General features: G+C 68.2%; 27 protein-coding genes. 17 read left to right on the top strand and 10 right to left on the bottom strand.

The features are described 5' to 3' along the window. Positions 1-400: 400 nt before the first annotated feature. The 6 genes from AOZ06_RS37430 to AOZ06_RS37405 form a co-directional block, all read right to left on the bottom strand. Positions 401-1,411, bottom strand: coding sequence for an ABC transporter substrate-binding protein (locus tag AOZ06_RS37430; protein ID WP_054293701.1), 1,011 nt, complete (start codon positions 1,409-1,411; stop codon positions 401-403). A 100-nt stretch (positions 1,412-1,511) separates the two neighbouring features. Next, positions 1,512-2,882, bottom strand: a complete 1,371-nt coding sequence (locus tag AOZ06_RS37425; RefSeq protein WP_063810178.1) for an NtaA/DmoA family FMN-dependent monooxygenase — start codon at positions 2,880-2,882, stop codon at positions 1,512-1,514. Continuing rightward, positions 2,875-3,984, bottom strand: coding sequence for an acyl-CoA dehydrogenase family protein (locus AOZ06_RS37420; protein WP_054293700.1), 1,110 nt, complete (start codon positions 3,982-3,984; stop codon positions 2,875-2,877). Before AOZ06_RS37420 ends, AOZ06_RS37425 begins: the two co-directional genes overlap by 8 nt. 3 nt (positions 3,985-3,987) lie before the next feature. Next, a complete protein-coding gene (gene mobA / locus AOZ06_RS37415; protein ID WP_218921844.1) occupies positions 3,988-4,761 on the bottom strand; it encodes a molybdenum cofactor guanylyltransferase in 774 nt (257 codons plus the stop codon). Positions 4,762-4,832: 71 nt separating this feature from the next. Continuing rightward, on the bottom strand, positions 4,833-5,846 hold the full coding sequence (locus tag AOZ06_RS37410) for an alpha/beta hydrolase (RefSeq protein WP_236951868.1): 1,014 nt from the start codon (positions 5,844-5,846) through the stop codon (positions 4,833-4,835). 27 nt (positions 5,847-5,873) lie between these two features. After that, entirely contained in the window at positions 5,874-7,205 is a 1,332-nt protein-coding gene (locus AOZ06_RS37405; RefSeq protein ID WP_054293698.1) for a cytochrome P450, read from the bottom strand. Between the two features lie 146 nt (positions 7,206-7,351). Between AOZ06_RS37405 and AOZ06_RS37400 the strand changes: the two genes are divergently transcribed. After that, positions 7,352-8,176, top strand: coding sequence for an SAM-dependent methyltransferase (locus AOZ06_RS37400; protein ID WP_054293697.1), 825 nt, complete (start codon positions 7,352-7,354; stop codon positions 8,174-8,176). A gap of 40 nt (positions 8,177-8,216) precedes the next feature. Then, positions 8,217-8,543: a DUF6191 domain-containing protein gene (locus AOZ06_RS60635; protein WP_083472181.1), complete on the top strand. Its 327-nt coding sequence runs from the start codon at positions 8,217-8,219 to the stop codon at positions 8,541-8,543. Here AOZ06_RS60635 and AOZ06_RS37395 read toward each other — a convergent pair. The 3 genes from AOZ06_RS37395 to AOZ06_RS37385 form a co-directional block, all read right to left on the bottom strand. Then, a complete protein-coding gene (locus AOZ06_RS37395) occupies positions 8,485-8,859 on the bottom strand; it encodes a YccF domain-containing protein (RefSeq protein ID WP_054293696.1) in 375 nt (124 codons plus the stop codon). The two genes, AOZ06_RS60635 and AOZ06_RS37395, sit on opposite strands and share 59 nt — an antisense overlap. 62 nt (positions 8,860-8,921) lie before the next feature. Then, positions 8,922-9,743 carry an NmrA family NAD(P)-binding protein gene (locus AOZ06_RS37390; RefSeq protein WP_054293695.1) on the bottom strand — a complete coding sequence of 274 codons (822 nt, stop codon included), beginning with the start codon at positions 9,741-9,743 and terminating at the stop codon, positions 8,922-8,924. A 49-nt stretch (positions 9,744-9,792) separates the two neighbouring features. Next, positions 9,793-10,200, bottom strand: coding sequence for a VOC family protein (locus tag AOZ06_RS37385; protein WP_054293694.1), 408 nt, complete (start codon positions 10,198-10,200; stop codon positions 9,793-9,795). A 129-nt stretch (positions 10,201-10,329) separates the two neighbouring features. Here AOZ06_RS37385 and AOZ06_RS37380 point away from each other — a divergent pair, with 129 nt between their 5' ends. The 4 genes from AOZ06_RS37380 (at position 10,330) to AOZ06_RS37365 (ending at position 14,841) form a co-directional block, all read left to right on the top strand. Continuing rightward, positions 10,330-10,794, top strand: a complete 465-nt coding sequence (locus tag AOZ06_RS37380) for a carboxymuconolactone decarboxylase family protein (RefSeq protein WP_054293693.1) — start codon at positions 10,330-10,332, stop codon at positions 10,792-10,794. Beyond that, the gene (locus AOZ06_RS60630) at positions 10,791-11,186 is read left to right on the top strand and encodes an isocitrate lyase/phosphoenolpyruvate mutase family protein (RefSeq protein ID WP_054293692.1); all 396 of its coding nucleotides are present in this window, start codon (positions 10,791-10,793) and stop codon (positions 11,184-11,186) included. Before AOZ06_RS37380 ends, AOZ06_RS60630 begins: the two co-directional genes overlap by 4 nt. Before the next feature lie 105 nt (positions 11,187-11,291). Beyond that, positions 11,292-12,500 carry a helix-turn-helix domain-containing protein gene (locus tag AOZ06_RS37370; protein WP_054293691.1) on the top strand — a complete coding sequence of 403 codons (1,209 nt, stop codon included), beginning with the start codon at positions 11,292-11,294 and terminating at the stop codon, positions 12,498-12,500. Between the two features lie 115 nt (positions 12,501-12,615). Then, positions 12,616-14,841, top strand: a complete 2,226-nt coding sequence (locus AOZ06_RS37365) for an ATP-binding protein (RefSeq protein ID WP_157233462.1) — start codon at positions 12,616-12,618, stop codon at positions 14,839-14,841. Positions 14,842-14,845: 4 nt separating this feature from the next. On the opposite strand, the gene AOZ06_RS37360 is transcribed toward AOZ06_RS37365, so the two are convergent. Beyond that, positions 14,846-15,682, bottom strand: a complete 837-nt coding sequence (locus AOZ06_RS37360; RefSeq protein WP_054293689.1) for an ADP-ribosylglycohydrolase family protein — start codon at positions 15,680-15,682, stop codon at positions 14,846-14,848. Positions 15,683-15,824: 142 nt separating this feature from the next. Here AOZ06_RS37360 and AOZ06_RS37355 point away from each other — a divergent pair, with 142 nt between their 5' ends. The 11 genes from AOZ06_RS37355 to AOZ06_RS37305 all read left to right on the top strand — a co-directional run bounded on the left by AOZ06_RS37355 (position 15,825) and on the right by AOZ06_RS37305 (position 25,277). Beyond that, on the top strand, positions 15,825-16,301 hold the full coding sequence (locus AOZ06_RS37355) for a hypothetical protein (RefSeq protein ID WP_054293688.1): 477 nt from the start codon (positions 15,825-15,827) through the stop codon (positions 16,299-16,301). Positions 16,302-16,355: 54 nt separating this feature from the next. Further along, complete coding sequence (locus tag AOZ06_RS37350; RefSeq protein WP_054293687.1) at positions 16,356-16,895, top strand: RNA ligase 1 family protein; 540 nt, start codon at positions 16,356-16,358, stop codon at positions 16,893-16,895. 285 nt (positions 16,896-17,180) lie between these two features. After that, positions 17,181-18,017 carry an AraC family transcriptional regulator gene (locus AOZ06_RS37345; RefSeq protein WP_054293686.1) on the top strand — a complete coding sequence of 279 codons (837 nt, stop codon included), beginning with the start codon at positions 17,181-17,183 and terminating at the stop codon, positions 18,015-18,017. Then, positions 18,007-18,924: a DMT family transporter gene (locus AOZ06_RS37340; protein WP_054293685.1), complete on the top strand. Its 918-nt coding sequence runs from the start codon at positions 18,007-18,009 to the stop codon at positions 18,922-18,924. The genes AOZ06_RS37345 and AOZ06_RS37340 overlap by 11 nt, the downstream gene beginning before the upstream one ends. A gap of 53 nt (positions 18,925-18,977) precedes the next feature. Continuing rightward, entirely contained in the window at positions 18,978-19,700 is a 723-nt protein-coding gene (locus tag AOZ06_RS37335; protein ID WP_054293684.1) for a dienelactone hydrolase family protein, read from the top strand. A gap of 12 nt (positions 19,701-19,712) precedes the next feature. Then, complete coding sequence (locus AOZ06_RS37330; protein ID WP_054293683.1) at positions 19,713-20,102, top strand: MmcQ/YjbR family DNA-binding protein; 390 nt, start codon at positions 19,713-19,715, stop codon at positions 20,100-20,102. 19 nt (positions 20,103-20,121) lie between these two features. Further along, positions 20,122-20,574: a GNAT family N-acetyltransferase gene (locus AOZ06_RS37325; RefSeq protein WP_054293682.1), complete on the top strand. Its 453-nt coding sequence runs from the start codon at positions 20,122-20,124 to the stop codon at positions 20,572-20,574. A 161-nt stretch (positions 20,575-20,735) separates the two neighbouring features. Beyond that, positions 20,736-21,959, top strand: a complete 1,224-nt coding sequence (locus AOZ06_RS37320) for an amino acid ABC transporter substrate-binding protein (RefSeq protein ID WP_054293681.1) — start codon at positions 20,736-20,738, stop codon at positions 21,957-21,959. Further along, positions 21,956-22,837 (top strand): branched-chain amino acid ABC transporter permease, encoded by an 882-nt coding sequence (locus tag AOZ06_RS37315; RefSeq protein WP_054297202.1) that lies wholly within the window; start codon positions 21,956-21,958, stop codon positions 22,835-22,837. Before AOZ06_RS37320 ends, AOZ06_RS37315 begins: the two co-directional genes overlap by 4 nt. After that, the gene (locus AOZ06_RS37310) at positions 22,834-24,579 is read left to right on the top strand and encodes a branched-chain amino acid ABC transporter ATP-binding protein/permease (protein ID WP_054293680.1); all 1,746 of its coding nucleotides are present in this window, start codon (positions 22,834-22,836) and stop codon (positions 24,577-24,579) included. The genes AOZ06_RS37315 and AOZ06_RS37310 overlap by 4 nt, the downstream gene beginning before the upstream one ends. After that, positions 24,579-25,277 (top strand): ABC transporter ATP-binding protein, encoded by a 699-nt coding sequence (locus AOZ06_RS37305; protein ID WP_054293679.1) that lies wholly within the window; start codon positions 24,579-24,581, stop codon positions 25,275-25,277. Before AOZ06_RS37310 ends, AOZ06_RS37305 begins: the two co-directional genes overlap by 1 nt. Positions 25,278-25,475 lie beyond the last annotated feature (198 nt).

Genomic DNA, 25,475 nt, shown 5'->3' with positions numbered 1-25,475 from the left:
CTCGGTGTGTGTACTGAGAAGGCGTGGGCGCTCCTGCCCGAGGGCCTGCCGGAGGCAACCACACGCGTCAAGAGGCCCGTACGACCGCCGCTGATGCCCGCGAGAAACGCAGGCGGACCTCTGGACACGTGTGATTGGGCTACGCCCAGGCCGACGGGCAGGAGCACCCCGAAGCCCTGTCTGCGCTGGCGCGCTCGCCGTGGTGGGCTGGCTATCGCTCAGTTGCTGGGGTTGGTGTGCGTCTTTGAGCGAGCCGTGCCACGTGCTGAGGCTGGCTGAGAGTCCTGATGCCGTTGTGCGCCAATGGGTTCTCGGTGGATACGCGGCGCACCTGATCCGGCAAACGCTGAGGGCGAGGGCTCGTGTTGCTGAGCCCTCGCCCTTCACGTCAACGCTGTTCTCAGCTCGTCGGTGTGCTTGACAGGATCATCGAGTTGGCGTCGAGGCGTTCCTTGAGCATGCCGAACTCGAACATCAGGTCGGGGATGCGCTGCAGCCTGCTGGCTTCCAGGCGCGACGGGAATCCGCCGAGGTTGACCAGCGCCGCGGTTTGCGGGTCGATCTTCGCGTAGCCCGGCAGCAGCTTCTCCACCTTCGAGCGGTCCGCCCCCGCGGCTTCCTGGCCCTTGGCGAAGGCGCGCTGGAAGGCTGCGATCGTCTTGGGGTTCTCCCGCGCGAACTTGCCTGTGGTGCCGTAGCCCGCGATCGGCAGCTCCGCGGTCGGACCAGACGCCGCGTCGAACAGCTGCACAGCGCCGAAGTCCTTCGCTGCCTGGGTGATGAACGGCTCCGCGAGCAGTGCCGCGTCCACGCGGTTGGCCGACAGCGCCGCGCCCATGTCCGTGTACGGCATTTCAATGAAGGTGACCTGGTTGGCGTCCACGCCGTGCACCTTCAGCACCGAGCGAATACTGACCTCGGCCAGGCTCTGCTTCGTCGTCACCGCGATCTTCTTACCCGGCAGGTCGGTGGGCTTCTTGGCCTGCGAGTCCTTACCCGCGAGCACCATCCACGTGTTCGGCTTCGCCACGTAGCCGTCAGCCACGAACTTCAGGCCCTCGACCTTCTGCGCGATGCCCTTGGCCTGCGAGTTGAAGAACGAGACGTAGTTGCCGAAGACGATGTCGTAGCTGGCGTTGTCGCTCACCAGGCTGGGGATGGCCGCCCCCGCACCCTGGATGTTGATCAGCTCGACCTCCAGCCCCTCCTGCTTGAAGTAGCCCTCCTGGATGGCCAGGTGAACCGAGGCCACGTCGACGACGGGCAGCAGGCCGAGCCTGATCTTGGACTTCTCGACCTTGTCCGTGGGGCCGGCGTCGTCACCGGACGAACCGCCGAGCAGTCCACAGCCGGACAGGGTCGCGACCAAGGTCGCCACGATTGCCAGCAACACCGTGGGGCGTCGCACCATTGCCGCTCCTGAGTCCTAAATGGGGTTAGCCCGGACGGGTTACGCCGGGGGTATGATCGGTCACTCTAGGCATCTCGAAACGTGGCCACAACCCCAGGTCTCACCCTTTCAGGTTATTCCCCCACCGGCGAAATCCTCTCGCTCTGGCCGGATGCGACACCGGCAGGCGGGATCCGGACCCCGGGAAGAACTTCTCCCGCAGCGTTCCCGGCGCGTACTCCCGCTGAACCAGGCCACGCGCCCGCAGCACCGGCACCACGTGGTCCACGAACTCCGCAAACGTCGTCGGCGAGACCACGTACTGCAGGTTGACGCCGTCCACGCCCACCGACTGCCACGCCTCGACGCTGTCGGCGATCCGCTCCGGCGTGCCCGCCAGCCGCCGGTTGCCGACCCAGCGGACCAGCTCGCCGAGCGTCCAATCGTCCCGGTCGGCCGCGTTGAGCAAGTCACGCACCTGTCTCGACACGCCGGGACGATTTCGCAGCTCCCCGACGGGCGTGTCCGGCCCGTCAGTGGCGAAGTCGTGGTGCAGGAACACGCTCATCCTGGCCAGGTTGCCCTCGACGGTCTGCCGTTCGAGCAACTCGGTGTCCCGCCTGCGCGCCTCGGCTTCGGTGCTGCCGACCACGTACGCCTGCGGTACGAAGATCCGGATCCGGCGCCCGGCGGCGGCCCGCCGGACATCGGCGACGACCGGCGCGGCGGACTCCGGCGTCGTCGAGCTGATGAACAGCGCCTCGGCGTGCCGCCCGGCGAACGCGCGTCCGGTCCCGGACATCCCGGCCTGGAACAACAGCGGCGTCCGCTGCGGCGACGGCTCGCTCAGATGGGGGCCGTACACCGTGTAGTACGGCCCTTCGTGGTCGACCTCGTGCACTTTCGCCGGGTCAGCGAACTGCCGCCGCGCCCGGTCACGCAGCACGGCGTCGTCCTCCCAGCTGTGCTCCCACAGCTTGTAGACGGCTTGAACGTAGTCCTCGGCGCGGGCGTAACGGTCGCCGTGCTCGGGCAGGCCGCCGTAGCCGAGGTTGCGGCCCGCGCCCGGCAGGAACGTCGTCACGATGTTCCACGCCACCCGCCCACCCGTCAGGTGATCCAATGTGGACATCTTGCGGGCGAACGGGTACGGGTGCTCCTGCAGGATGTTCTGGGTGAACGTGAACCCGAGGTGCTCGGTGTGGTGCGCCAGCAACGGGATCAGCACGGACGGATCCCCGGTCGGGAACTGCATGCCCTCGAACACCGTGGCATCCCGCGACTGCTGGTAGGTGTCGTACGGCGCGAGCACGTCGGCGAAGAAGATCGTGTCGAACATCCCGCGCTCGCACAGTCGGGCCAGTTCGATCCAGGTCGCGGGATCGTTGTACGCCAACTGGTTGCTGTCCGGCTCGGCCCACAACCCCTGCGCGTGGTGCGAAGGCGTGAACATCGTGAACGCGTTGAACAGCATCCGCGGCCGGTCAGCCATCGAGCAGCTCGGCGCTGATCCGGTCCCGGCACACCTCCGCCGAGTACGCCATCACCCACCCCGCGTACGCGTCACGCAGGATGCGCTGGATCGGCGAAGTGCTCAGGTAGCCGGATCCGCCACCCGCCTTCAGCGCGAGCTGGGCGGCGTCCAGCGCCACCTGGTTGGCCAGCAGCTTGGCACGCATGGTGGCCATGTCGAAGGCCGTGTCGTTCTCATCGGCCAGCCACGACATGTGATTGGCGTACATGCCCGCCGCGTCCAGGCGGCTGTGCACGTCGGCCAGGTCGAACCTGAGCCACTGCATCGCCGACAGCGATTCGCCTGTTGTGGGAATGGCGCGGGTACGCGCGTGCTCGATCAGCGCGGCGACGGCCGCGTCCGCGACGCCGAGCGACAGGAACGGGAGCCCACTGCTGATCCTGTTCGGACGGTGGCCTTTCGGTGGCAGGCAGCGGCGATCAGCGCGCAGCACCGTGCCGTGGAACTCCACCAGGCGGCTTCCGTTGGCGCGCAAGCCCATCGTGTCACCGATCGGCAGGTACGCGATCGTTTCGTCGGCCGCGGCTCCGAAGAACGTCGGTACGCCGTCGACCAGCACGTTGACCAGGAAGTGGTCGGCGATCTCGCAGCCGGAGGTGAACCGCTTCGCCCCGGTGAGCCGGAAGCCGCCGTCGACAGGCAGCGCGTGTTGTTGCGGTAGAAGGAAAAGATTACCACCGGACGGCTCGGACAACGCGTTGGCGAAGCGTTTGCCCGCGGTGTACTCCTCGGCGTAGAACCGGGCGGTGTCCGGCGCGGACATCGCCACCAGGCCGCACGCGGCGCCGACGTGCATGACCCAGATGCACGCGGTGGACGGGCATCCGGCCGCGAGCAGCCGCACGATCTCGCCGTAGGCGCGGTAACTGAGGTTCTCGCCGCCGAACTCGACCGGCAGCAGCGCCTGGTCGAGGCCGCTGGCGTGCAACGCTTCGAGGTTCTCCGCAGGGACCTCGGCGCTCTCGTCGTACGCCGCCGCCGTGGTGGCGAACCGCGCCGCGAGCTCGGCCGCCTTGTCCACCCAGGGTTGCTCGTCCGGCGGTGTCCCCAGCGGGTGCATCAGTCACTCCTCGTCGTCGACAACCGTTACCGAATCGCCCGCGACCAGCGGCAACAGCGGGTCGGGGGCGATCTCGACACCGTTGAGCACGACGGCGGACGCCCGCGGGCCCAGCGTCGCCGCGCGCACGGTGCGTCCGTTGACAGTGATTTCCGGGAGCTCACGCGCCAGCGCGGCGGCGTAGTCCTCCGGTGTGTTGACGTTCACCACCGAGTCCAGCCGGGGATCCAGCTGCCGCAGGTCGCGGTCGTCCAGCAGGACCGCGTCGTCGAGCTGGGCCACCTCGCAGTGCTTCGGCAGCATTCCCGGCCGCAGATCCCCTTCGCCGATCAACCGCGTGATCAACGGGTGCAGCGCCGTCCGGTACCCGGTCGCCAGCGGCTGCCGGTGCCCGTTCGCCCACGGCAGCACCAAGTCCGCACCTGTCTCGGCCAGCGCGCGCATGACACGCCGGACGTACGCGGGGTGCAGGAACGGCATGTCGGTCGAGCACACGAACGCGGACTCCGCACGGCCCGCGACACTCGCCAGGCCGACGGCCACGCCCTGCATCGGACCGAGGCCTTCGACCGGGTCCTCGGCGATCTCCACACCCGCGGGCAGCTCCGGCAGGCCCTGGCCGGGCGCGGCGACCACGACGACCGGTCCGTCCACAGTCCGGCGCAGCAACGCGCTGGTGCGGTACAGGAAGGTCGAGCCGTGCCAAGGCAGGCCGGCTTTGGCGCGTCCCATCCGCGTGGAACGCCCCCCTGCCAGCACCACACCCGCAGTCCTCACGGCGGTGATCATAAGCGCCGGGTACGACAAAAGCCGAGGCCGGCGGCCTCGGCTTCAGTCCTGCGCACAGCTCAGCGGCCGACCGCGGCGTCCGCCCACCTGATCACTGCCTCGTGGTACTTCGGCGCGCCCGGAGCGTAGTTGATCGAATGTCCGTAATCGCCGACCAGGTACGTCTTCAGCTTGGCCGCGGGGGAGTAGTTGGGCGACTCGTGCCGCAGCAGCGACGCCGCGGAACTGCAGTCGGCCGCGAGGAACCCGCAGAACGCCGGGTCGTTGCCCATCACCAGCAGCACGGGGACGTCGATCTTCCTCGAGTACGGCAGGATCGCGCCGAGCAGCAGGGTGTCGACGAACTCACCCGGCGCGAAGACGTCCTTGGTCCGCTCGTCGTGCTCGGCGACGCCCGGCGCCTGGGCACCGGGTTTGTGGAAGTCCGAGAACCGCAGGCCCGGCCTGGTGGTCAGGTACCCGGGGTCCAGGATCTTGCCGAGGAACTTGGGGTCGAGGTTCGCCGGGGCCAGCGACGCGAGCACCGGCAGCGAGCCGAGCGCGTTGACGCTGTGCATCATCCCGGTGACCAGGACCGCGTCGACGTCCTTGTAGGTGCCCGCTTCAATCACCGAGATCGCCGAGCCCACCGAGTGCCCGCCCAGGACGACCTTGTCGAACTTCGGTACGCCCTTGCCCGCACGCACCGCCTGGATCACCTGGTGCACAACGTTGGCCTGGGTGAACGAGGTCAGCGTGGCGCTGAGCGGCCGTGTGCTGCGGCCGCTGCCGAGCCGGTCGAGCGTCAGCGTCGCGTAGCCCGCCTTGTTCATCGCCTGCCGGAACGACCGGATCTCCGGCGTGACCTCGATGTCCCAGTAGGCACTGTTGTACGAGGCGCCGGGGACGAGCACCTGCACGGCCTTCGCGTCCGCAGGCTGGCACAGCTTGCCGTACATCGTCTGCGGCAGACCGAGATGGGTCACCGGGAAGGCCACATCCCGGCATGGTGTCGCGGCCTGCGCCGGGACCGCGGGGAAACCGACTGCCGCCGCCGCCATGGCAGCGGCCAACACGAGACGCCGTGCGCGCACGGGGAATACCTCCACTTGGGACTTCGGCTACACGGTCCTTTGTTCGACCGTCATGGGTAGTTGGCTCGGGTACGCCGCTCCGGTGACCTTGATCCGCACCGGCCTGCCCGGCACCGGGACCAGGCGCCACCGCGAGCCGATGGTCGCCGTGGTGATCGCCATCTCGGCCAGTGCGAAGTGGTTGCCGATGCACTTGCGGGACCCGTCGCTGAACGGCACGTACGCGCCCTGCGGCGGCGGTGGGGTCTTGCTGGTGTCCCAGCGGTCCGGGTCGAAACGATATGGGTCGGGGTGGAACCGCGGGTCGTGGTGCAGCGCGTGCGGGCTGAACGCGACCTCGGTCCTCGGCGGGATCAGCGTCCCGCCGAGGTCGACCTCGGTGTTGGTGCGCCGCATCAGCAACCAGATCGGGTAACGGCGCAGCACTTCCTTGCAGACCATGGCGGTGTAGCGGAGTTTCGGCAGGTCCTCGTACGTGAGCGGGCGCCCGCCGAACTGGTCGATCTCCTCGTGCCAGCGCCGCTCGAGTGCCGGGTGCCGCGCGATCTCGTGGAAGAACCACGACATCGCGAGCATCACGGTCTCGCCGCTGCCCGTCAGCAGCGTGATCACCTCGTCGTAGACCTGCTGGTCGGTCATGGGCTCGCCGGTGTCCTCGTCCGGCGTCGCCAGCAGCATGGATAAGATGTCGCCGCGATCCTCTTGCTGCGCACGGCCTTCGGCGATCACGTCGAACACGATCCCGTGCAGCCGTTGGATCGCCTGGTCGAACTGGTGGTTGCCGGGAATCGGCAGGTGCGTGACGAACCCCGGTGACAGCGCGCGGACCATGCCCTGCTTGATCACCACGGGCAGCGACCTGCGAGCTTCGGCGATGGCGGCCTTGCCCAGTTCGGTGCTGAACAGCGTCCGCCCGGCGACGGTGATCGACACCTCCAGCATCGCCTGGTCGACCTGGACGACCTGGCCCGCGTGCCACGAGCCCGCCATTCCCCGTGCCACCTCGGACATCACGTCCGCGTACCCGGCGATCCGCTTGACGTGGAACGCGGGCTGCATGAGTCTGCGCTGCCGGGCGTGGAACGCGCCGTTGGAGATCGCGATCCCGTTGCCCCACACCGGCCGGAACCGGTCGAACAGCATGCCCTTGTCGAACTTCTTGCCGTCGGTGACGAGCATCTGGTGGATCAGCGCCGGGCTGGTGACCATGTACGCGGGCACCGGGCCGAGGTACACCCTGACCAGGTCGCCGTGGTCGGCCAGCGACGAGGTGAAGCCGAACCTGTGCCGTAACAGGGAAGGCGTGTGGCCGAGTAACGGCCAGCGACCGGGGGCGACCGGCGTGCTGGGGAAGTTCACCTGGACATCCGCTCCTCGCGGTCTTGTCGAGACGACCACTCACCGTAGAGGCATTCGGCCGCTCGGACGAGTACCCGATCGGGTAATCACGGGAAGGGTTCGTGACCGGTACGCTGCACTGTCGCCTTTTGACGGGAGGTGCGGTGATGACCGAACAACAAGCACGCAACTGGATCCCCGACGAGGTGGACACGTCGGTGCCGAGCATGGCGCGGACGTACGACTACCTGCTGGGAGGCGCGCACAACTTCGCGGTCGACCGGATGGTGGCCGAACAGGCCGAGAAGGTGATGCCCGGCGCGTCGAAGATCGCACGGCTCAACCGCGCCTTCCTCGGCCGGGCGGTCCGCTACCTCGTCGAGCGCGGCGTGCACCAGTTCCTCGACATCGGTTCCGGCATCCCGACCGTGGGGAACGTGCACGTCGTTGCGCAGCAAGCGAATCCGGAAGCCCGCGTGCTGTACGTGGACAAGGACCCGATCGCGGTGGCGCACAGCGAGCTGATGCTGTCGGGGAACGACCGCGCAGGTGTCCTGCGGGCCGACATGCGCGACCCGGAGAGCATCCTCGCAAGCTCGCAAGCGCGGCAGCTGCTGGACTTCTCGCAGCCCATCGCATTGCTGCTGGTGTTCATGGTGCACTGGTTGCCCGACAGCGAGGACCCGTGGTCGTTGATCGCGCACTACCGGGACGCGTTGCCGCGTGACAGCTATCTCGCGCTCACACATGCCACGTACGAGCAGCGCGCCGACCAGGTCGGCGAGATCAAGGACATGATCCGCGAGTCGCGCAGCGTCGACCAGATCACGCCGCGCCCGTACGACGACGTCCTGCGCATGTTCGACGGGTTCGAGCTGGTCGAACCGGGTCTGGTCGGGTGCGGTGTCTGGAACCCGCAGGGCCCGGGTGACATCGCCGACGAACCGGAGATGAACGCGCACGCCTACGCCGGTGTGGGCTTGAAGGTGTGACACGAGGAACTCGGCCGGCAGGCGCCGCGTTGACCCTGTCGTGGAGACAGCGTTGGCGTTGACGGGTCCAGCTGCGGTGCTGCTGCTGATACTCGTGGGGTCGTGGGAGCTCATCCGCGTGAAGCGGCGAAAGCAAAGCGGTACGCCGCTCGCGGAGACCTACGTCAACGAGTTGACCGCGGTTTTCTACGGCACGAAACGGATGGAGCTCGACCACCGCGACACGGTGTCGATGATGCGCGAGGAAGACGCGCAGGGCGCGCCTCCCCACGGTGTCGACCTGGACGCGGGTACGGTCGTCGTGCCGGTCAATCGGTCGGCACGATCCGGGAACCCAGCGGGACCAGCGACACCGGGATCATCTTGAAGTTGGCGATTCCCAACGGGATGCCGATGATCGTCACGCACTGCAACAGCCCGGTGACGATGTGCCCGAGCGTCAGCCACCACCCGGCGACGACGATCCAGACGACGTTGCCGATCAGCGACATCGCGCCCGCTTCCCTGCGCTGTTCGATGGTGCGGCCGAACGGCCAGAGCGCGTAGTTCGCGATCCGGAACGACGCCAGGCCGAACGGGATCGTGATGATCAGCACGCAGCACACGATCCCGGCGGCCAGGTAGCCGAGCGCCATCCAGAACCCGGACAGGACCAGCCAGATGACGTTCAGCAGCGTTTTCATGCCCACCAGTCTGCTGCATCCCGGGGCGTCGCGGTGGTGGGGTGCCGACGATGTGGATCAGCTCAGCCGAACGCGGCGGCGTTCTCCCGCACCCACTGTGCAAGCGTGCGTGGGGGTTTGCCGGTTACCTGCTGCACTGTGGGCTGGACGGTGCGCGCCTCCTCCACCGGGTTGTCGACGAGGTCGAGGAAGAAGTCGATGGTCTCGTCGGCTGTCCCGTACCGCCGCCACTGCTGCACGGCCTCTTCCCTGGTCAGTTCCACGTAGCGGATGTCCCGGCCGAGGACCGAGCCGATGATGCGCACCTTGTCCACCGGTGTCAGGGCTTGCGGGCCGGTCAGCATGTACAGCTTCCCGGCGTGACCGGGAGCGGTGAGCGCGACCGCGGCGACCGCCGCGATGTCCGCCGGGTGGATCAGCGCGCTGGGCATGTCCCCGAACGGTTCCCGTACAACACTTTCCGTACGGATGCCCGGGGCGAGTTCCAGTGCGTTGGACATGAACTCGCCCGGTGCCAACGCCGTCCACTCCACGCCCGCGCCCGCGAGCGACTCCTCGAGCGGGCTGTGCCCCAGCTCTCCTTTGAGGACAGTCATCCTCGCGACGCCCGCTTTCTTCGCCAGCGCCGCGATCTCGTCGCCGTTGGTCAGCGGTGATCCGTCCGCGCCGTCGAAGTTGATCAGATGCGCGGCTGTGACACCGGTGAACACCTCGGTCAGGGTCGCCGTGTCGGCCAGGTTGCCCGCGACCACCTCCACGCCGCTCGGCAGGTCCGCCTTGGCCGGGTCGCGTGTCAGCGCCCGGACACGGTGTCCTTCCGCGAGGAGCTGGGTCACGAGGAAACGGCCGACAGTCCCGGTCGCGCCGGTCACCAAAATCGTCATGGAACGGACAATATGTGTCATTGCGGTCACGGAGTGTCCGCAACGAAACTCACGCCGAGGTGACGTTGACCATCCAGTTGATCCCGAACCTGTCGACCAGCGCGCCGAACTCGTCGCCCCACATCTGCTTCTCCAACGGGACGGTGACAGTGGCGCCGTCGGACAACTTGGCGAAGTAACCGCGCAGCTCGTCGGCGTCGTCGCCGCTCAAGCTGACAGTGATGTTGGTGCCGGGCTTGTACTCCATGCCGGGCGGGGTGTCGGACGCCATCAGCGTGTACCCGCTCGGCGTTTCCAGCTGGCTGTGCATGACCTGGTTCTCCTGGGGCGTACCCGCCATGCCGAACTCGCCGAACGTCCGGATGGAGGGTTCACCGCCGAGGACGCTCGCGTAGAACTCCATCGCCTGCCTGGCCGAGCCGTCGAAGCTGAGGTACGGGTTGAGTCGGGAAGCCACAGTTTTCTCCTCCTAGCCGGCGGGTTGGCATCGTCGCAGACCAGAGCGGTCGCGGCAACACCACTGGACCACGTCGAAAGGTCGAAACTGGACCTCCGGCGTGAACAAGTTCCGGATAACGTTGTCGGCATGACACAGCGAATCCAGACCATGAACGGGATCCCCAAGGCCTTCAAGGCGCTGCTGGCGCTGGGCCAGGAGGTGGAGGCGTCCGGCCGCGCCGCTGGCGTCGACCAGATCCTGCTCGAGCTGATCAAGATCAGGGCCTCGCAGATCAACGCCTGCGCCTTCTGCCTGGACATGCACACGCGTGACGCCATCAAGCACGGCGAGGACACGCGCAGGCTGTTGCTGCTCGACGCGTGGCGGGAGACCGACCTGTTCACCGAGGAGGAGCGGGTCGCGCTCGAGATGACCGAGGTGCTCACCCGCCTGTCCGACACCCAGGACCTGCCCGACGAGCTCTACGAGCGGGCGATGAAGGTGTTCAACGAGGCCCAGTACCAGGCGGTCGTGTGGCTGATCGTCACCATCAACGCCTGGAACAGGGTCAACGTCCCGGCTCGCCCGAAGCTGCCGAAGCACAACGCGTGACCGCGGGCGCCGAGGGCGGCTACGGCCTGCCCGAGACGGAGCTGGCCGCGCGCCTGGCCGAGGTGGGCGCGGCCAGCTGCGCCATCGAGGACACCGACCACGGTGGTGCGAGGCAGGCCGACCGGCTCGCGGCCCTCCGCGCCGCCAGCCCGGAGCTGGTGATCAACGCGCGGGTCGACGTGTTCCTGTCCGCTCCGGACCAGAGCGCGGTGCTGGACGACGGGCTCGAGCGGGCGCGGGCCTATCTCGCGGCTGGGGCCGGCCAGGGTGTCGTTGGGCGTGGGACTCAGGCGCGCCGCCCAGGATCACCTGATCGGGAGGCTCGCGCTGGTCGCAGCCGTACTGAGCGACACCTGGTGAGCGGTACTTACCTCTACCGGACACGTACGTAGCCCGATCGGAAGAGCTACGTACTTTGCCCAATTGTGGTTGGGTCCCGGCCGCGGGATCGTGGGATCGCGCATCACGCGTGCAATCCCACACGGAGGTGGCCATCGATGTACGCCGTGCCCGAGCAGCCCTCGGTTGACGCGACCTTGGGTGAGCGGGTCGGTGTCCGGCGCAGGCAGCAGGGCCTGTCGCGCCGGGTGGTGGCCAACCTCGTCGGCCGCAGCGAGGAATGGCTGCGGCAGGTCGAGCGCGGCCAGCGCAAACTCGACAGCATCGAGGTGCTCACGCACCTCGCGCGGGTGCTGCACATCGAGGACCTCACCGACTTCGTCGGCTGGCGCGAAGAAGACGCCGCCAAGTCCGAGCCGAACTGCGGCCCGTTGACCGAACGGCTGCGTGACGTGCTGATGCAGCCGCTGTTGCTCGCCGAGCCGGTGCGCACGCCGCCGGTCGGCCGGTTGTGCATGGAGCTGGACCACCTGCTGGCCACCTGGCGCGAATCGGCGCGCCGGTACACCGTGATCGCCAACCTGCTGCCGTGCCTGCTCAAGCGGCTGCGTTCGGTGTGGCAGTCCGGCGACCGGTCGCCCGAGCTCGCCACCGCGCTGGCCCAGGGATACGGCCTGGCGTGCGCGTTCGCCAACCGCATGAACGACAACCACCTCGCGTGGATGGCCTCCCAGCTGTGCCTTGACGTGGCGGTCGGCACCGAGGACCCGGTGCAGTGGGGCGCCGCCGCGGTGCACCGCACGGCCTGCATGCGGGCGATGGGTTATCTGCCGCAGTCCCGGCAGTTCGCGGTCGACTGCGCCGAGCGGCTCGACGGCGACCGGGCAGACGTGATCAAGGCGGCGTTGCTGCTGCAGGCGGCGGAGGCCGCGGCGGCCGACAACCAGCCCGACGAGGCGTTCGCGCTGCACGCCGATGCCAAGGCGATCGTGCAGCGGCACGGCAAGGACGACGTCGTCTCATCCATCTACTGTGGACCGACCGAGGCCGGGATCAGGGAAGTCCGCATGCTGGTTCGGCTCGGCAGGCTGGACAAGGCGCTGCGGCTGGCCCGTGGCGTGTCGCTGCCGGCGACCGTGCCGATCGGCTCGCAGGTGAGCTACCTGGTCACGATGGCGTTCGCGTACATGCGCACCCGTGACGACGTCGCCGCGGTGTTCGCGCTCAACCGCGTGGCCGCGCTGGCGCCCGCGGATCTGCGGTTCGACCCGTTGGCACGTCAGGCGATCCGCGGCCTGACCAAACGCGGTCACGTCCTCGTCGCCGACGACCTGGCGAAACTGAGCTCGGAGGCGTGCCTGGCTTAGGAGGTGCTGCTGGTCCGGATGGCGCATGAGGTTCACTCGGTCGGGTAATGCCGACGCGGGTAGCATCCACACGTCCTGATGTGCCTTGCGGATTGTGGTGAGCGGCCTGCCTGACGTGACGAGTTTCGTGGGACGGCAGGCCGAGGTCGACCAGGTCCGCCGGGAGCTCGCCGCGAGCAGGCTCGTGACGCTGATCGGACCGGGCGGAGCGGGCAAGACGAGGCTGGCCACCCGCGTCGCGCAGGACCACGCCGACGAGTTCCGGTTCATCGCGCTGGACTCGTTGCGCGACCCCGGACTGCTCGCCCAGATCGTCGCCGCGGAACTGGGCCTGCGGGACGTGCCGGACGAACCGACCAGCCGAGTCGTGGATTTCCTCAGGGACAAGTCTTTGTTGCTTGTGCTCGACAACTGTGAGCACATGGTGCAGGCGTGCGGCACGCTGGTCGGCGAGATCCTCACGGCCGCACCGGACGTCCGGATCCTGGCCACGAGCCGCCACGTCCTCGGCGTCGGCGGCGAGCAGCTGCTGCCGGTCAACCCGCTGCCGGTACCCCAGGTGCGCAACGGCAGGCTCGTCGGCGATTCCTCAGCGGTGACGCTGTTCGCCGACCGCGCGTCCGCCGCGGCGCCCGGGTTCCAGATGACCGCGGACAACCAGGAGACGGTCGTCAAGATCTGCCAACGGCTCGACGGTATGCCGTTGGCCATCGAACTGGCGGTCGGGTGGCTGAGGGTGTTGTCCCTCAACGAGTTGCTGACCAACATCGACGACCGGTTCCGGCTGCTGTCGCGCGGCGAGCAGACCAAACCCGAACGGCACCAGACCCTCACGGCCACCGTCGACTGGAGCTACGAGCTGTGCTCGGCCGAGGAACAGGAGCTGTGGGCGCGGCTCTCGGTGTTCGACGGCGGGTTCACCCTCGCCGCGGCCGAGTCGGTGTGCGACGTCGACCGGTTCGAGATCCTCACCCGGATCGCCGACCTGGTCGACAAGTCCGTGCTGATCAGGGCCAGCGGCCACGACAGCGGCCAAGCCGTCGCCCGCTACCGGATGCTGGACACGATCAGGCAGTACGGCGTCCGGCGGCTGGAGCAGTCCGGCAGGCTGGCCGAGTTCCGCGCCCGGCACAGCAGGTACTTCCTGGACCTGGGCCGCACGCTCGCGTCGGAGTGGTTCGGGCACAGGCAGCTCGAGATGGTCGCGCTGACCCGCAGGGAACACGCCAACATCCGCTCGGCGCTGGAATCCGGCCTGACCCACGGCGACGGGCTGACCGGCGCGCGGCTGGCGGTCAGCCTGCACTTCTACTGGCTCAACTGCGGGTTCTTCGGTGAGGGCCGCCGCTGGCTCGACCGGGTGCTCAAGCTCGACCTGCCTGCCGACCTGCGCGTACAAGCGTTGGCGGTCAACGCCTACGCCACCGCGGGGCTCGGCGAAGGCCAGTCAGCCGTCCACATGGGACAGCAGGCGATCGGCATCGCCAGGACGCTCGACGACGACGAACTGCTGTGGCTCGCGTTGTACTGCCGTGCCACCAGTGCGTTGGTGACCGGCGACTACCCGACCGCGGAGAAGTGCTACGCCGAGGCCATCGAGTGCTACAACCGCGTGCCGGACCCCGGCGCACGGCTGTTCCCGCCCTACGCCGCGCGTGGCATGACCGCCGCGTTCTGCGGGAACGGCCAGCGGGCCCTGGAACTGGGGCAGATGGGCATCCAGTACTCCGCGCCACGCGGGGAACAGTGGGCCCGTGCGTACGCGCACTACGCGCTCGCGATGGCCAAGTGGCAGCTGGGTGACCTGGACGCGTGCCTGCGGGAAGCGGCCGAGAGCATCCAGTTGCACCTGCGGTTCAACGACTTGAGCGGGTTCGTCATGGTCGCCGAGGTGCTGGCCGCGATCGCGGTGGGCAACCAGGAGACCGAGCGCGCCGCGGCGATACTCGGTGTGGTGGAACGGGTCTGGTCGGAGGTCGGCGGTTCGCTGCTCGCCGGCTCGGAGCCGTGGTACGTCCCGCACCAGGCGTGTGCCGACCACCTGCGGCAGGTCATGGGCGAGGAGCGGTACACCGAGTCCTTCCAGGTCGGGACGGCCAACGGTTCGTCACTGGCCGCCGCGGCGGCCTACGTGCTGTCCGGCCGTGACCGCAGCGGCCCGCTGACCAAGCGGGAACAACAGGTGGCCGATCTGGTCGCACAGGGCGCCACGAACAAGGAGATCGCGGTCAGGCTGAACATCTCCCGCCGCACGGCCGAAGTCCACGTCGACCACATCCTGCGCAAACTCCAGTTCGCCTCGCGCGCGCAGATCGCCGCCTGGGTGGCGGCCAGGGACTGAGTCCCTAACCTGGCAGCCGAGCGTCCAGCTCGGCGAGGTAGTCCCGGCCGAACGGGCCGTTCTCCAGACCGGACACCAGGACTTCGGGCAGGTCCTGCGTGTACTGACCTGATCGGGACGCGGCGGCGAGCGCGACTGTCGCGACGGTGTCCACGTCGCCGGTGAACGCCACGCACGCGCGCAGCAACTCGCTCATGCTCGTGTTCGCCGCCAGCGCGGTCAACGCGGCGGTGACGCTCATCCGGCCCTTGGGCCCGACTTTCCCGTGCCACGTCTGCGCCCAGCCGCCGCGCGGCACCTGCGTGTCGATCCATTCGCCGACCTTGCCCACCGGGCCGAGGTCGTGATGGCAGTAGTGCACGGCCAACGCGGCTGCCTGTGCCGCTTCGACACCTTCCGGGGTGTCGTGCGTGACGCGCGCCTGGACATCCGAGTAGTGCAGCACGTCGGTCACGGACGGCAGCAGCCCGATGGGTGCGACGCGCATCGCAGCACCGCTCTTGTCGCTGTCCGGCCTGATCCTGGCGAGGAAGTCCTTGCCGTCGCGCACCTCCAGCAGGAACTGGTGGAACCTGGTCGCGTACCCGACTCGCTGGTCACGGTGAAACGCTTGCGTGAAACGGGAAGCGAGGTTCAGCGGCGTCCATTCCTCACCGGACACGAGAGCCTCGGCCACCGCGATGGTCATCTGCGTGTCGTCGGTGTAGGCGCCCGGTTTGATGCCGGTGTGTGTCTCGTGCTGGACGTAGCCGCCCAGATTGTTGTGCTTTTCGACCAAGGCGCGCGGAGCGTACTCGAACCCGGCGCCGTACGCGTCCCCGACTGCCAATTCCACCAGCACGAAAAGCCTCCCTCTTGTCGGCGTCATTGTGCCGGACCAGCCGAAGCGATTTGTTACGATGCCTCCCGCACATGCTGCCTTGACTATCCATAGTGGCGCGGTTACCCATTGTCACGCAGGGATTCCAGGGAGGGGTGACGCGGTGAGGCGCAGGTTCAACCGGGCTGCCGTGGGAGCGACAGGCGTACTGGCGGCGATCGTGGCCACGGCCATCGTGGACCTGCGCGACGAGCAACCGTCCCGGCCGGGGATCGAGGTACCGCAGGCGGGCTCGTTCGACGGTGTCCCGCCCGGTGACCGGAGACCCCGGGTGCCAACGGTGTTCATCCCGACCGTCCCGCCGGTAGCGGTGACGTCGGCGTCGTCGGTCGTGCAGACGCCGACCACCGCTGCGCCGCCTTCCGTGCGACAGGTCCGGCCGCCGGCGAAGAACCCGCCCGTGGTGGCCACGCCACCGAAGAAGACCGCGCCGCCGGGAACAACCTCGACCACCTCGCCGACACCGTCCTATTGGGACGGTGTCGCCCATTACGCGCGCAAGTTCCACAAGCATCACCGCGACAGCGACGACGACCGGCGTGGGGACCGCGGCGGCCGCGGAGACGGCCGTCACCGGTAATCGGTGGACAGTTCTGCGACCATCGGTGTGCGACAACACCATGGAGGCGGAACTTTGCAGAAGATCCCGACGCTGTTCGTCCGCGACCCGGCCGATCGCAGCCGGGTCACTCGAGAGGTGCACCCGGACTGTGCCTGGGTGCTCGCCGGTGCGGGCGAGCCCACGCGCAAATACGACGGCACCTGCGTCCGGCTCGACGACACGGGCCGCTGGTGGGCACGCCGCGAGGTGCGGCCGGGCAAGGCCGTGCCCAACGGTTTCCAAGCCGTGCAAGAAGATCCGGTGACCGGCAAGACCATGGGGTGGGAGCCGGTCGAACAGTCGTCGTTCGCGAAGTTCTTCACCGAGGCCGTGGCCGGGCAGGACCTCCCGCCGGGCACGTACGAGCTCTGCGGGCCGAAGCTGAACGGCAACCCGGAGGGCTACGACAGCCACCGGCTGGTGCGCCACGAGACCGCGGAGGTGTTCGGCGACGCGCCACGCGACTACGACGGCCTCGTGGCGTGGCTGCTCGCCCACCCCGAGTTCGAGGGGATCGTCTGGCACCACCCGGACGGCCGGATGGCCAAACTCAAGCGCCGTGACGTGCGGTGAGGAGTCATTCCGCCGCGTGGGGCGCCGGCTCACGTCGGGGAGTTCGCCGGCACCGCCACGCGGGGAACCGCCCGAAACGGGCGGCGATCACCAGGCCGGGGCGCGTCTGCCCAGCCTGAGTTCGTGGTAGCGCGAGTCTCGGTGGTTCGTCGCCGGCTGTTTGACGACGGACTGCCGGCGCGGCGGGAAGCAGGCCCCTCGCGAACCGGTCGTACCCGACGGTAGCACCCGCCGATCTGGGCCGTTACTGGGCCCGTGGGCTCCCGGCGGCTACATTCGCTTGCCATGGAGCAGGCCACATGGACACGTGTCGACGCGGGGCAGGGCGCCCCGCTCGACTTGATGAGGGCCCGGTTCGTCCGGCACGTGTTCGCCCCGCACGCGCACGACGAGTTCGCCATCGGTGCGTGCACCGACGGCATGGAGATCATCAGGGTCGGCTCGCGGTCGTACCACGGTGGACCCGGCGACATCGTGGTGATCGAACCGGGGGAGACGCACACCGGCGGCTCGGCGGTACCGGAGGGTTTCGCCTACCGCGTGATCTATCCACAGTGGACGAGCCTGGCCGACGACGGGGTGCCGCACTTCCCGGTCCCCGTCGTGCACGATCCCGGGCTGGCGGCCCAGTTCCACCGGGCGCACGAGCTGATCACCCGCTGGCGCGACCCCCTCGAAGCCGAGTCCCGCCTGTCGTGGGTGCTGACCACGCTGGTCCAGCGGCACGCGGCGGACGTGAAACGGCTCGCGCCGGTCCGGGCGGGCGAGCAGGTCGCCCGGGTCACCAAGGACCGGCTGGCCGACCGGTTGCTCGACCCGCCCGCCCTGCACGAGATCGCCACCGAACTGGGGCTGTCGCGGTTCCAGGTGCTGCGGGCCTTCCGCGACACGGTCGGCATGCCGCCGTTCGCCTGGCTCTCGCAGTACCGCGCGACCAGGGCGAGGTCGCTGCTGGCGGCAGGCCACCGCCCGGCGCAGGCGGCCGCGTTGACCGGGTTCGCCGACCAGGCGCACCTGACCAGGTGGTTCCGGCGCGTCTTCGGCGTCACACCCGGTGCCTTCCGCAACAGCGTTCAAGACGCCGGGCCGTGGCCGCGGCGAGACTGCGCCGGTGACACGTAGAGGGTGGGTTCTGTTCGGCTTGTTGGGCGTGATCTGGGGGCTGCCGTACCTGATGATCAAGGTCGCGGTCGGCGGTGTGTCGGTCCCGATGGTCGTCTTCGTCCGGACCGCGATCGGCGCGGCGGTGCTGCTGCCGCTGGCGCTCGGCCGGATCGACTGGGGTGTGCTGCGCAAGCACTGGTTGATGATCCTGGCGTTCGCGGGCACGGAGATCCTCGTGCCGTGGTATCTGCTGTCGGACGCGGAACGCCATCTGTCGAGTTCGATGACGGGGTTGCTGATCGCGTGCGTGCCGACGGTCGGCGCGTTGCTGGCGACCGTCGGCGGCGAGCGGCTCAGCGGCGTCCGGTGGGTCGGGCTCGCGGTGGGGCTCGGCGGTGTGGCGCTGCTGGCGGCCCCGAACCTGGGCGGCGGGGACGCGTGGGCGATCATCGAGGTCCTGCTGGTGGCCGTGGGCTACGCGGTCGCGCCGGTGATCGCGGCCCGGAAACTGCAGGAGATCCCCGGCTTGGTGCTGGTCACGGTCTCGCTGGGGATCGCGGCGATCGCGTACCTGCCCGCCGCGATCGTGACGTGGCCGAGCCGGATGCCGTCGCAGGACGTGCTGTGGGCGCTCGGCGGCCTGGCCGTGGTGTGCACGGCGGTCGCCCTGCTGGCCTTCTTCGAGCTGATCCGGGAGGTCGGGCCCTCGAAGGCGGTGGTGATCACGTACGTCAACCCGCTGGTCGCGGTGGCGGCCGGGGTGCTGATCCTGAACGAGTCGCTCAGCACGACCACGATCGTGGCCTTCGTGCTGATCCTGGGCGGATCGGTGCTGGCGACCTTCCGGGAACGTGCCGCGAAGCTCAGCGCGGTGGCCGTCCTACCGGACCAGGAAGTCACCCATTCCGCACGCCGGAATGCGTGATCGGTGTCGGATCGCTACCGTCGTCATGGTTTTCGCCCGACGAGGGGAGTGGCATGACCACCATCGACCTGACCGGCCTCGCGCGCAAGAACAGCGGGTCCACCCGGCTGGGTGGTTATCTGGCCAGGCCGTCCGGCGACGGTCCGTGGCCCGGTGTCGTGGTGATCCACGAGGCGTTCGGGCTCAACGACGTCGTACGCAGGCAGGCCGGCCGGCTCGCCGAGGCGGGCTACCTGGCGCTGGCGGTGGACCTGTTCAGCGCGGGCGGCGTCCGCAAGTGCCTGGTGTCCACCATGCGGTCGTTGTGGAAGGGCGAGGGCAAGCCGTTCGCCGACATCGAGTCGGCCCGCGAATGGCTGATCAGCTCCGACGACTGCACGGGCAACGTCGGTGTGATCGGCTTCTGCATGGGCGGCAGCTTCGCGCTGGCGACCGCGAACTCCGGGTTCGACGCCTCCTCGGTGAACTACGGTTTCCTGCCGCGTGATCTCGACGCCGCGCTGGCGGGCGCGTGCCCGATCGTGGCCAGCTACGGCGGGCGAGACCTGCCGTTGCGGGGCGTTCCGGCCAAACTGGAGCGTGCGCTGACCGAGGCGGGGATCCCGCACGACGTGAAGCAGTACCAGTCGGCGGGACACTCGTTCCTCAACGACGCGGAGACCGGCCCGAAGCCGGTGCGCGTGATCATGCGGGTCGCGGGCATGGGGCCGCAGCCGGGAGCGGCGGCGGACGCGTGGCAGCGGATCGAGGCCTTCTTCGGCGAACACCTCCGGTGAAGGGGATTCCCTGTGGCCGAATGGGATGACGTACGCCGCGTCGCCATGGCGCTGCCCGCCGCCGCCGAGTCGGTGGCGGGCGACGGAACAGTGCGCTGGCAGGTGAAGGACAAGCTGTTCGTCTGGGAACGGCCGTTGCGCGAGTCGGATCTGGCCGCACTGGGCGACGACGCGCCGGACGGCCCGATCCTCGGCGCACGGGTGGCCGACGTCGGGGTGAAGGAGGCGTTGATCGCCGAGGATCCGGCGGTGTACTTCACCACGCCGCATTTCGACGGATACCCGGCGGTGCTGGTCCGGCTGCCGGAGATCGCCGTCGCCGAACTCGACGAGCTGATCACCGAGGCGTGGCTCACCCGCGCACCGAAGAGAATGACCGAGGAATACTTGGCAGGGCGGTGAAATCCGGCCGTGCGGCAGGATGGGCGCCGTGCTGGGGATCAGTCTGGTGACCGAAGCCGACCGCGCCGACTGGGAAGTACTGGCCCGTGGGCATCACGTGCACTTCGGGACCGAAGTCGCGGACGACAGCTATGAACGGACGTGGCGGCGGTTGCTCGGCCCCGGGCCGGTGCGCGGGATCATCGCCCGGCTGGACGGCGAGCCGGTCGGCGTCGCGCACTACTTGTTCCACGCAAGTGTCTGGTACGTCGGCAAATGCTATCTGGCTGACCTGTTCGTCGAGTCGCGAGCGCGACGGCGCGGTGTCGCCACGGCGATGATCGAGTGGGTGGCGGCGGACGCCGAGCAGCACGGTTCACCGAGGCTTTACTGGAACACACTGGACGATGCCCCGGCGCGGGCGTTGTACGACAAACTGGCCAAGCACCACGAGGGACTCATCGTGTACACGTACCGCGGTGGTTCCGGTTGAGACCAACGGGTGTGGCAGATGGCGGATGGTGCCGCCCGGTCGTGCGTGATAATCCGGCTGGTATACCTCACGACTGGTGACGAGACCGCGACGATCGGCGCTGTGTTGCAATCGTTTGCCATGGTTGGCTTAGACCTTCGGCGAAGTCGAGGAGATCCGCGATGCGAGAACGACCCGCCCGGTTCAGGCTGCGTGCCCTCGTCGCGTGCGCGGCGTTGCTGGTCACCGCCGGGTGCAGTGGCTCGAGCCAGGGAAGCAGCGGCGGCAGCGGTCCGATCCTGATCGGCACCTCGTTGCCGCTCACCGGGCAGTTCTCCCAGCCCGGCGGCGAAGCCAAGCGCGGCTACGAGATCTGGCGCGACCGCGTCAACGCCGCGGGCGGCATGCTCGGCAGGCAGATCGACCTGCGCGTCACCGACGACGCCAGCAACCAGGACACGATCATCGCCGACTACACGAAACTGATCACACAGGACCGGGTGGACCTGTTGCTCGGCAGCTTCTCGTCGCTGCTGAACTACGCCGCTTCCGCTGTGGCCGAGCGCAACCGGATGCTGTTCGTCGAACCGGCCGGTGCCGCGCCGAACATGTTCACCCGCGGTTTCAAGATGCTGTTCTTCGCGCAGCCGGCGACAGCTCCGCACCACGCGGACGGCATCACGGAGTGGGTGAAGTCGTTGCCCGAAGCGCAACGGCCCAAGACCGTCGCGTTCATGACGCAGGATGACCCGTTCACCCGGCCTGCCATCGAGTCGCTGCGGAGCCAGCTCGAAGCGGCCGGGCTGCGGACCGTCTACTCGACCGTGTACCCGGCCAACACCACCAACTTCCAGCCGGTCGCGAGCGCGATCGCGAGCAAGGCGCCGGATCTGCTCGCGCAGGGCGCCCAGTTCGAGGACGGTATCGGCGCGGTCCGCGCGCTGCGGCAGGTCGGGTTCTCGCCGAAGGTCTTCTTCCAGACCAACGCGCCCGGCAACGGCAACCAGTACAGCGACGGCGTCGGCAAGGACGCGACCGAAGGCGTCTTCTACAGCACCAGTTGGAGCGAGGCCGCCACGACACCGGTGAACACCGAGTTCGTGCAGGAGTACCGCAAACGCTTCAACGGCCCGCCGACCGAGGACGCGGCCGACGCGTTCGCGGCGGGCCAGGTGCTGCAGGAGGCGGTGACCAAGGTCGGCCGGATCGACCAGGTCGCGTTGGCGGACTGGTTGCGCGCCAACGAGGTCCAGACGATCCTCGGGCCGCTCAAGTGGGCGGCCAACGGCGAGCCGCAGAGCTCGTTCATGCTGGCGCAGTGGCAGAACGGCAAGGTCGAGGTCGTCTCCCCGAAGGGGGCCGCCACCACGGACAGGATCGTGTTCCCCAAGCCGGCGTGGCCATGACACAAGCTGTGCAGACCGTCGTACTGGGCTTGCTGATCGGCGGGGTGTACGCCCTGATGGCGGCCGGGCTCACGCTGGTCTTCGGCATCATGGGCATCGTCAACGTCGCGCAGGGCGCGTTCCTCGTGCTGATCGCGATGCTGACGTGGAAGGCGTGGCAGCTGACCGGGATCGACCCGATCCTGCTGGCGCTGGCCACCACGCCGCTGATGTTCGGCCTCGGCTGGGTGCTGTACCGGCTGGTGATCGTGCGGGTTCGCGGCACCAGCCCGGCCATGTCGATGCTGCTGACGTTCGGGATCGCCCTGACCATCGAGGGCCTGCTGAACGTGACCGCGGGCAACTACTTCCGGTCAGCCACACCGCCGTACTTCGCGCAGTCGTTCACGATCGGCTCGGTGGTGCTACCCAAGGCCCAGGTGTACGGCTGTCTCGCCGCGCTGCTCGTGCTCGGCCTGCTTCACCTGGTGCTCAACAGGACGTGGACCGGCCGTGCCATCCGTGCGACCGCGCAGAACCCGTCCGGTGCCGCGCTGGTGGGGATCAGTGCGTCGTCGGTCGCCGCGCTGTCGTTCGCGATCGGCGCGGCGACGGCGGGCGCGGGTGGGTCGATCCTGGCCGTGCTGTACCCGTTCTTCCCGGCGTCGCACTACGACTGGATCGCCAAACTGCTGGGCATCATCGTGCTCGGCGGGATGGGATCGCTGCGGGGCGCGTGGGTGGGGGCGTTGATCCTCGGCCTCGCCGAGACGTTCACCGCGACCTACGGTTCGCCGAGGTGGTCCACAGTGGTCTTCTACGCGGTGATCCTGCTGGTGCTGATCGTTCGCCCGCACGGGCTTTTCGGGACCCGGTTGCGTGAGGACGCCGTCGCATGAGGTGGGTTCTCGCGCTCGTGCTGGCCGCGCTGGTCGCGTTCCCTCTGGTCGCGCCCGATGCCACCTATGAGCACACGGTTGTGCTGTTGGCGTTCCTGGTGGCGATTCAGGCCGTCAGCTGGAACGTCATATCCGGGTTCGCCGGGTATATTTCGTTGGGGCACGGTGTGTTCCTCGGAATCGGTGCCTACACGGCCGGTATTCTGTCCACCAAGTGGGAGGTCAACCCGCTGGTGCTCGCGCCGCTGTCCGGTGTGGTCGCCGTCGCGGTCGCGTTGCTCGTGGGCAGCGTCGTGTTGCGCGCCAAGGGGCCCGCCTTCGTGATCATCACGATCGCGATGCTGCTGGGTTGCCAGGTGCTGGCGGTCAACCTGCCTGCCGTGACCAACGGGTCCGACGGCATCACCTTGGCGCTGCCGGGCTGGGGCCGGGATGTCGGCAACATCCCGTTCTACTACATGTTCCTCGGCTTGGGTGTGCTGGCGTTCTGCTTCAGTGCGTGGATCCGGCGGACGAAGTTCGGCACGGGTCTGGTGGCGATCCGTGAGGACGAGGGCAAGGCCGCCGCTGTCGGCATTCCCACCACGCTGTACAAGAACCTCGCCTACGCTGCCAGCGCCTTCTTCGTCGGTGTCGCGGGCGCGGTCTACGCGTACTTCCTGACGTTCCTCAATCCTTTGGGCGCTTTCAACATCCTCAGCAGCGTCACGGTCGTGCTCGCCGCGCTTGTGGGCGGCAAGGGCACGCTGTGGGGGCCGGTCGTCGGTGCTTTCGTCGTCTCTTTCGCGGGTGAGGCGGCGACCGTCTACGGTGGTGGATCCCAGAGTCGTCTGCTGCTGTTCGGTGTGGCGCTGGTGATCATCGTGTTGTTCCTGCCGGACGGGCTGCTGCCGACCTTGCGTCGCCGGTTCGCCAGGTGCCGTGAAGTCGAGTACACCGGCCACAGTCCGGTCACTCCGGTCACTGTGGCCGCCCGTGTGCCCGCCGAGCCGCCGGAAACCGGTCCGTTGCTGGAAGTCCGGGGTGTGCACAAGGCTTTCGGTGGTCTGACTGCCGTCGATGACGTCAGTCTCGCTGTTCCCGCCGGCTCGATCACCGCGTTGATCGGGCCGAACGGATCCGGGAAGACCACCCTGTTCAACCTGGTCAGCGGCACCGGCGGCGCTCACACCGGGGAGATCTGGTTCGACGGCGAGCGGATCGACGGCCTGTCGCCGCCGGCGCGGGCACATCGGGGGCTCGGCCGGACCTTCCAGCTGACCCGCTTGTTCAGGAGCATGACTGTGCTGGAGAACGTCGTCGCTCCGCTGGCGGAGTTCTCGCCGCGTGTGCTCGCCTCCGGCGCGGTCTCCGGGCATGAGGCCGACCGTGCTCGGGAGCTGCTGGGTTTCGTCGGGCTTGGCCGGTTCGAGGCTGAACAAGCCGGAGCTTTGTCCTACGGCCAGCAGAAGCTCGTGGAGCTGGCGCAGGTGATGATGCTCCAGCCGCGCTTGGTCCTGCTCGACGAACCGGCGGGCGGGGTGAATCCGGCTCTGGTCGAGAGGATGACGGACATCATCCGTGCTGCCCACCTGCAGGGCGTCACTTTCCTCGTGGTGGAGCACGACATTCCGCTGGTGCTCGATCTGTGCGACCCGGTTTTCGTGCTGGACCGGGGCAAGGTGATCGCTTCGGGCGCGCCTTCGGATGTTCGCGAGGATCCGGCGGTGCTGGACGCCTACCTCGGTGGGGCGAGTCGCTGATGTTGACTTTGCAGGATGTGTACGCGGGTTATGGCGGTGGTGACGTTCTGCGTGGGCTCGATCTGAGCGTCGTCCCCGGTTCGGTTACGTGTGTTCTTGGCCCCAATGGTGCCGGGAAATCCACGTTTCTGCGCGTGGTCAGCGGGTTGATCAGGTTGCGGGACGGTGCCGTGCTGCTGGGCGATGAGCGGATCGATCAGTTGTCCGCTCCTCAGGTGCTGGCCAAGGGCATCGCCCAGGTGCCGCAGACGGGTGCGTTGTTTTCCAGGATGAGCGTGCGGGACAACATTTTGATGGGCGGTTACCTGATTCGGCGGCAGCGTGCGCTGCTGGCCGAGCGGTATTCCGCCGTCGCTGAGCTTGTTCCGTTGGTTGCCGAGCGGCCTGCTGTGCTGGCTGGGAATTTGTCCGGCGGTCAGCGGCGGTTGGTTGAGATCGGCCGTTCGCTGATGCTGGATCCTTCCGTGGTGTTGCTCGATGAGCCTTCGCTCGGGCTCGATCCTGCTGGTGTTGGTGCTGTCGCTGGGCTTGTCGGTGGTATGCGGGATCGTGGTAAGACCGTTGTTCTTGTTGAGCAGAATGTTCGGTTGGGGCTTTCTTTGTCCACTCATGCGATTGTCTTGGATGGTGGCCGGGTTCGGCTTCAGGGTTCTGCTTCTGATATTTCTGTTTCTTCTCTTCGCTTTGGTTTTTCTTGATTCGTTCTGGTGCTTTGCTCGGGTTCTTGGGCCTTGGGCGGGTTGGGGCGGCGCCGGTTTGACATGGGACCCCGGGGGCGGCGCGGCACTTTTCGAAGTGGCGGGCTCTCCACACCTGCAAGCTTACGGCCATCCCCACCCCATGTTGAATCGGCGCCGCTCTTTGGTTTTGTTGGGCTTTCGGCTTTCTTGTTGCCG

It is taken from the genome of Kibdelosporangium phytohabitans (assembly GCF_001302585.1).
Taxonomy (GTDB): Bacteria; Actinomycetota; Actinomycetes; order Mycobacteriales; family Pseudonocardiaceae; genus Kibdelosporangium; species Kibdelosporangium phytohabitans.
This window is presented reverse-complemented; position numbering and strand designations above follow the sequence as displayed.

Excerpts from the sequence above, each read along its gene's own strand:
- AOZ06_RS37430 (WP_054293701.1), bottom strand. The coding sequence starts at position 1,411 with ATGGTGCGACGCCCCACGGTGTTGCTGGCAATCGTGGCGACCTTGGTC.
- AOZ06_RS37425 (WP_063810178.1), bottom strand. The coding sequence starts at position 2,882 with ATGGCTGACCGGCCGCGGATGCTGTTCAACGCGTTCACGATGTTCACG.
- AOZ06_RS37420 (WP_054293700.1), bottom strand. The coding sequence starts at position 3,984 with ATGCACCCGCTGGGGACACCGCCGGACGAGCAACCCTGGGTGGACAAG.
- AOZ06_RS37400 (WP_054293697.1), top strand. The coding sequence starts at position 7,352 with ATGACCGAACAACAAGCACGCAACTGGATCCCCGACGAGGTGGACACG.
- AOZ06_RS37395 (WP_054293696.1), bottom strand. The coding sequence starts at position 8,859 with ATGAAAACGCTGCTGAACGTCATCTGGCTGGTCCTGTCCGGGTTCTGG.
- AOZ06_RS37390 (WP_054293695.1), bottom strand. The coding sequence starts at position 9,743 with ATGACGATTTTGGTGACCGGCGCGACCGGGACTGTCGGCCGTTTCCTC.
- AOZ06_RS37380 (WP_054293693.1), top strand. The coding sequence starts at position 10,330 with ATGACACAGCGAATCCAGACCATGAACGGGATCCCCAAGGCCTTCAAG.
- AOZ06_RS37370 (WP_054293691.1), top strand. The coding sequence starts at position 11,292 with ATGTACGCCGTGCCCGAGCAGCCCTCGGTTGACGCGACCTTGGGTGAG.
- AOZ06_RS37345 (WP_054293686.1), top strand. The coding sequence starts at position 17,181 with ATGGAGCAGGCCACATGGACACGTGTCGACGCGGGGCAGGGCGCCCCG.
- AOZ06_RS37335 (WP_054293684.1), top strand. The coding sequence starts at position 18,978 with ATGACCACCATCGACCTGACCGGCCTCGCGCGCAAGAACAGCGGGTCC.
- AOZ06_RS37325 (WP_054293682.1), top strand. The coding sequence starts at position 20,122 with ATGGGCGCCGTGCTGGGGATCAGTCTGGTGACCGAAGCCGACCGCGCC.
- AOZ06_RS37320 (WP_054293681.1), top strand. The coding sequence starts at position 20,736 with ATGCGAGAACGACCCGCCCGGTTCAGGCTGCGTGCCCTCGTCGCGTGC.
- AOZ06_RS37315 (WP_054297202.1), top strand. The coding sequence starts at position 21,956 with ATGACACAAGCTGTGCAGACCGTCGTACTGGGCTTGCTGATCGGCGGG.
- AOZ06_RS37310 (WP_054293680.1), top strand. The coding sequence starts at position 22,834 with ATGAGGTGGGTTCTCGCGCTCGTGCTGGCCGCGCTGGTCGCGTTCCCT.
- AOZ06_RS37305 (WP_054293679.1), top strand. The coding sequence starts at position 24,579 with ATGTTGACTTTGCAGGATGTGTACGCGGGTTATGGCGGTGGTGACGTT.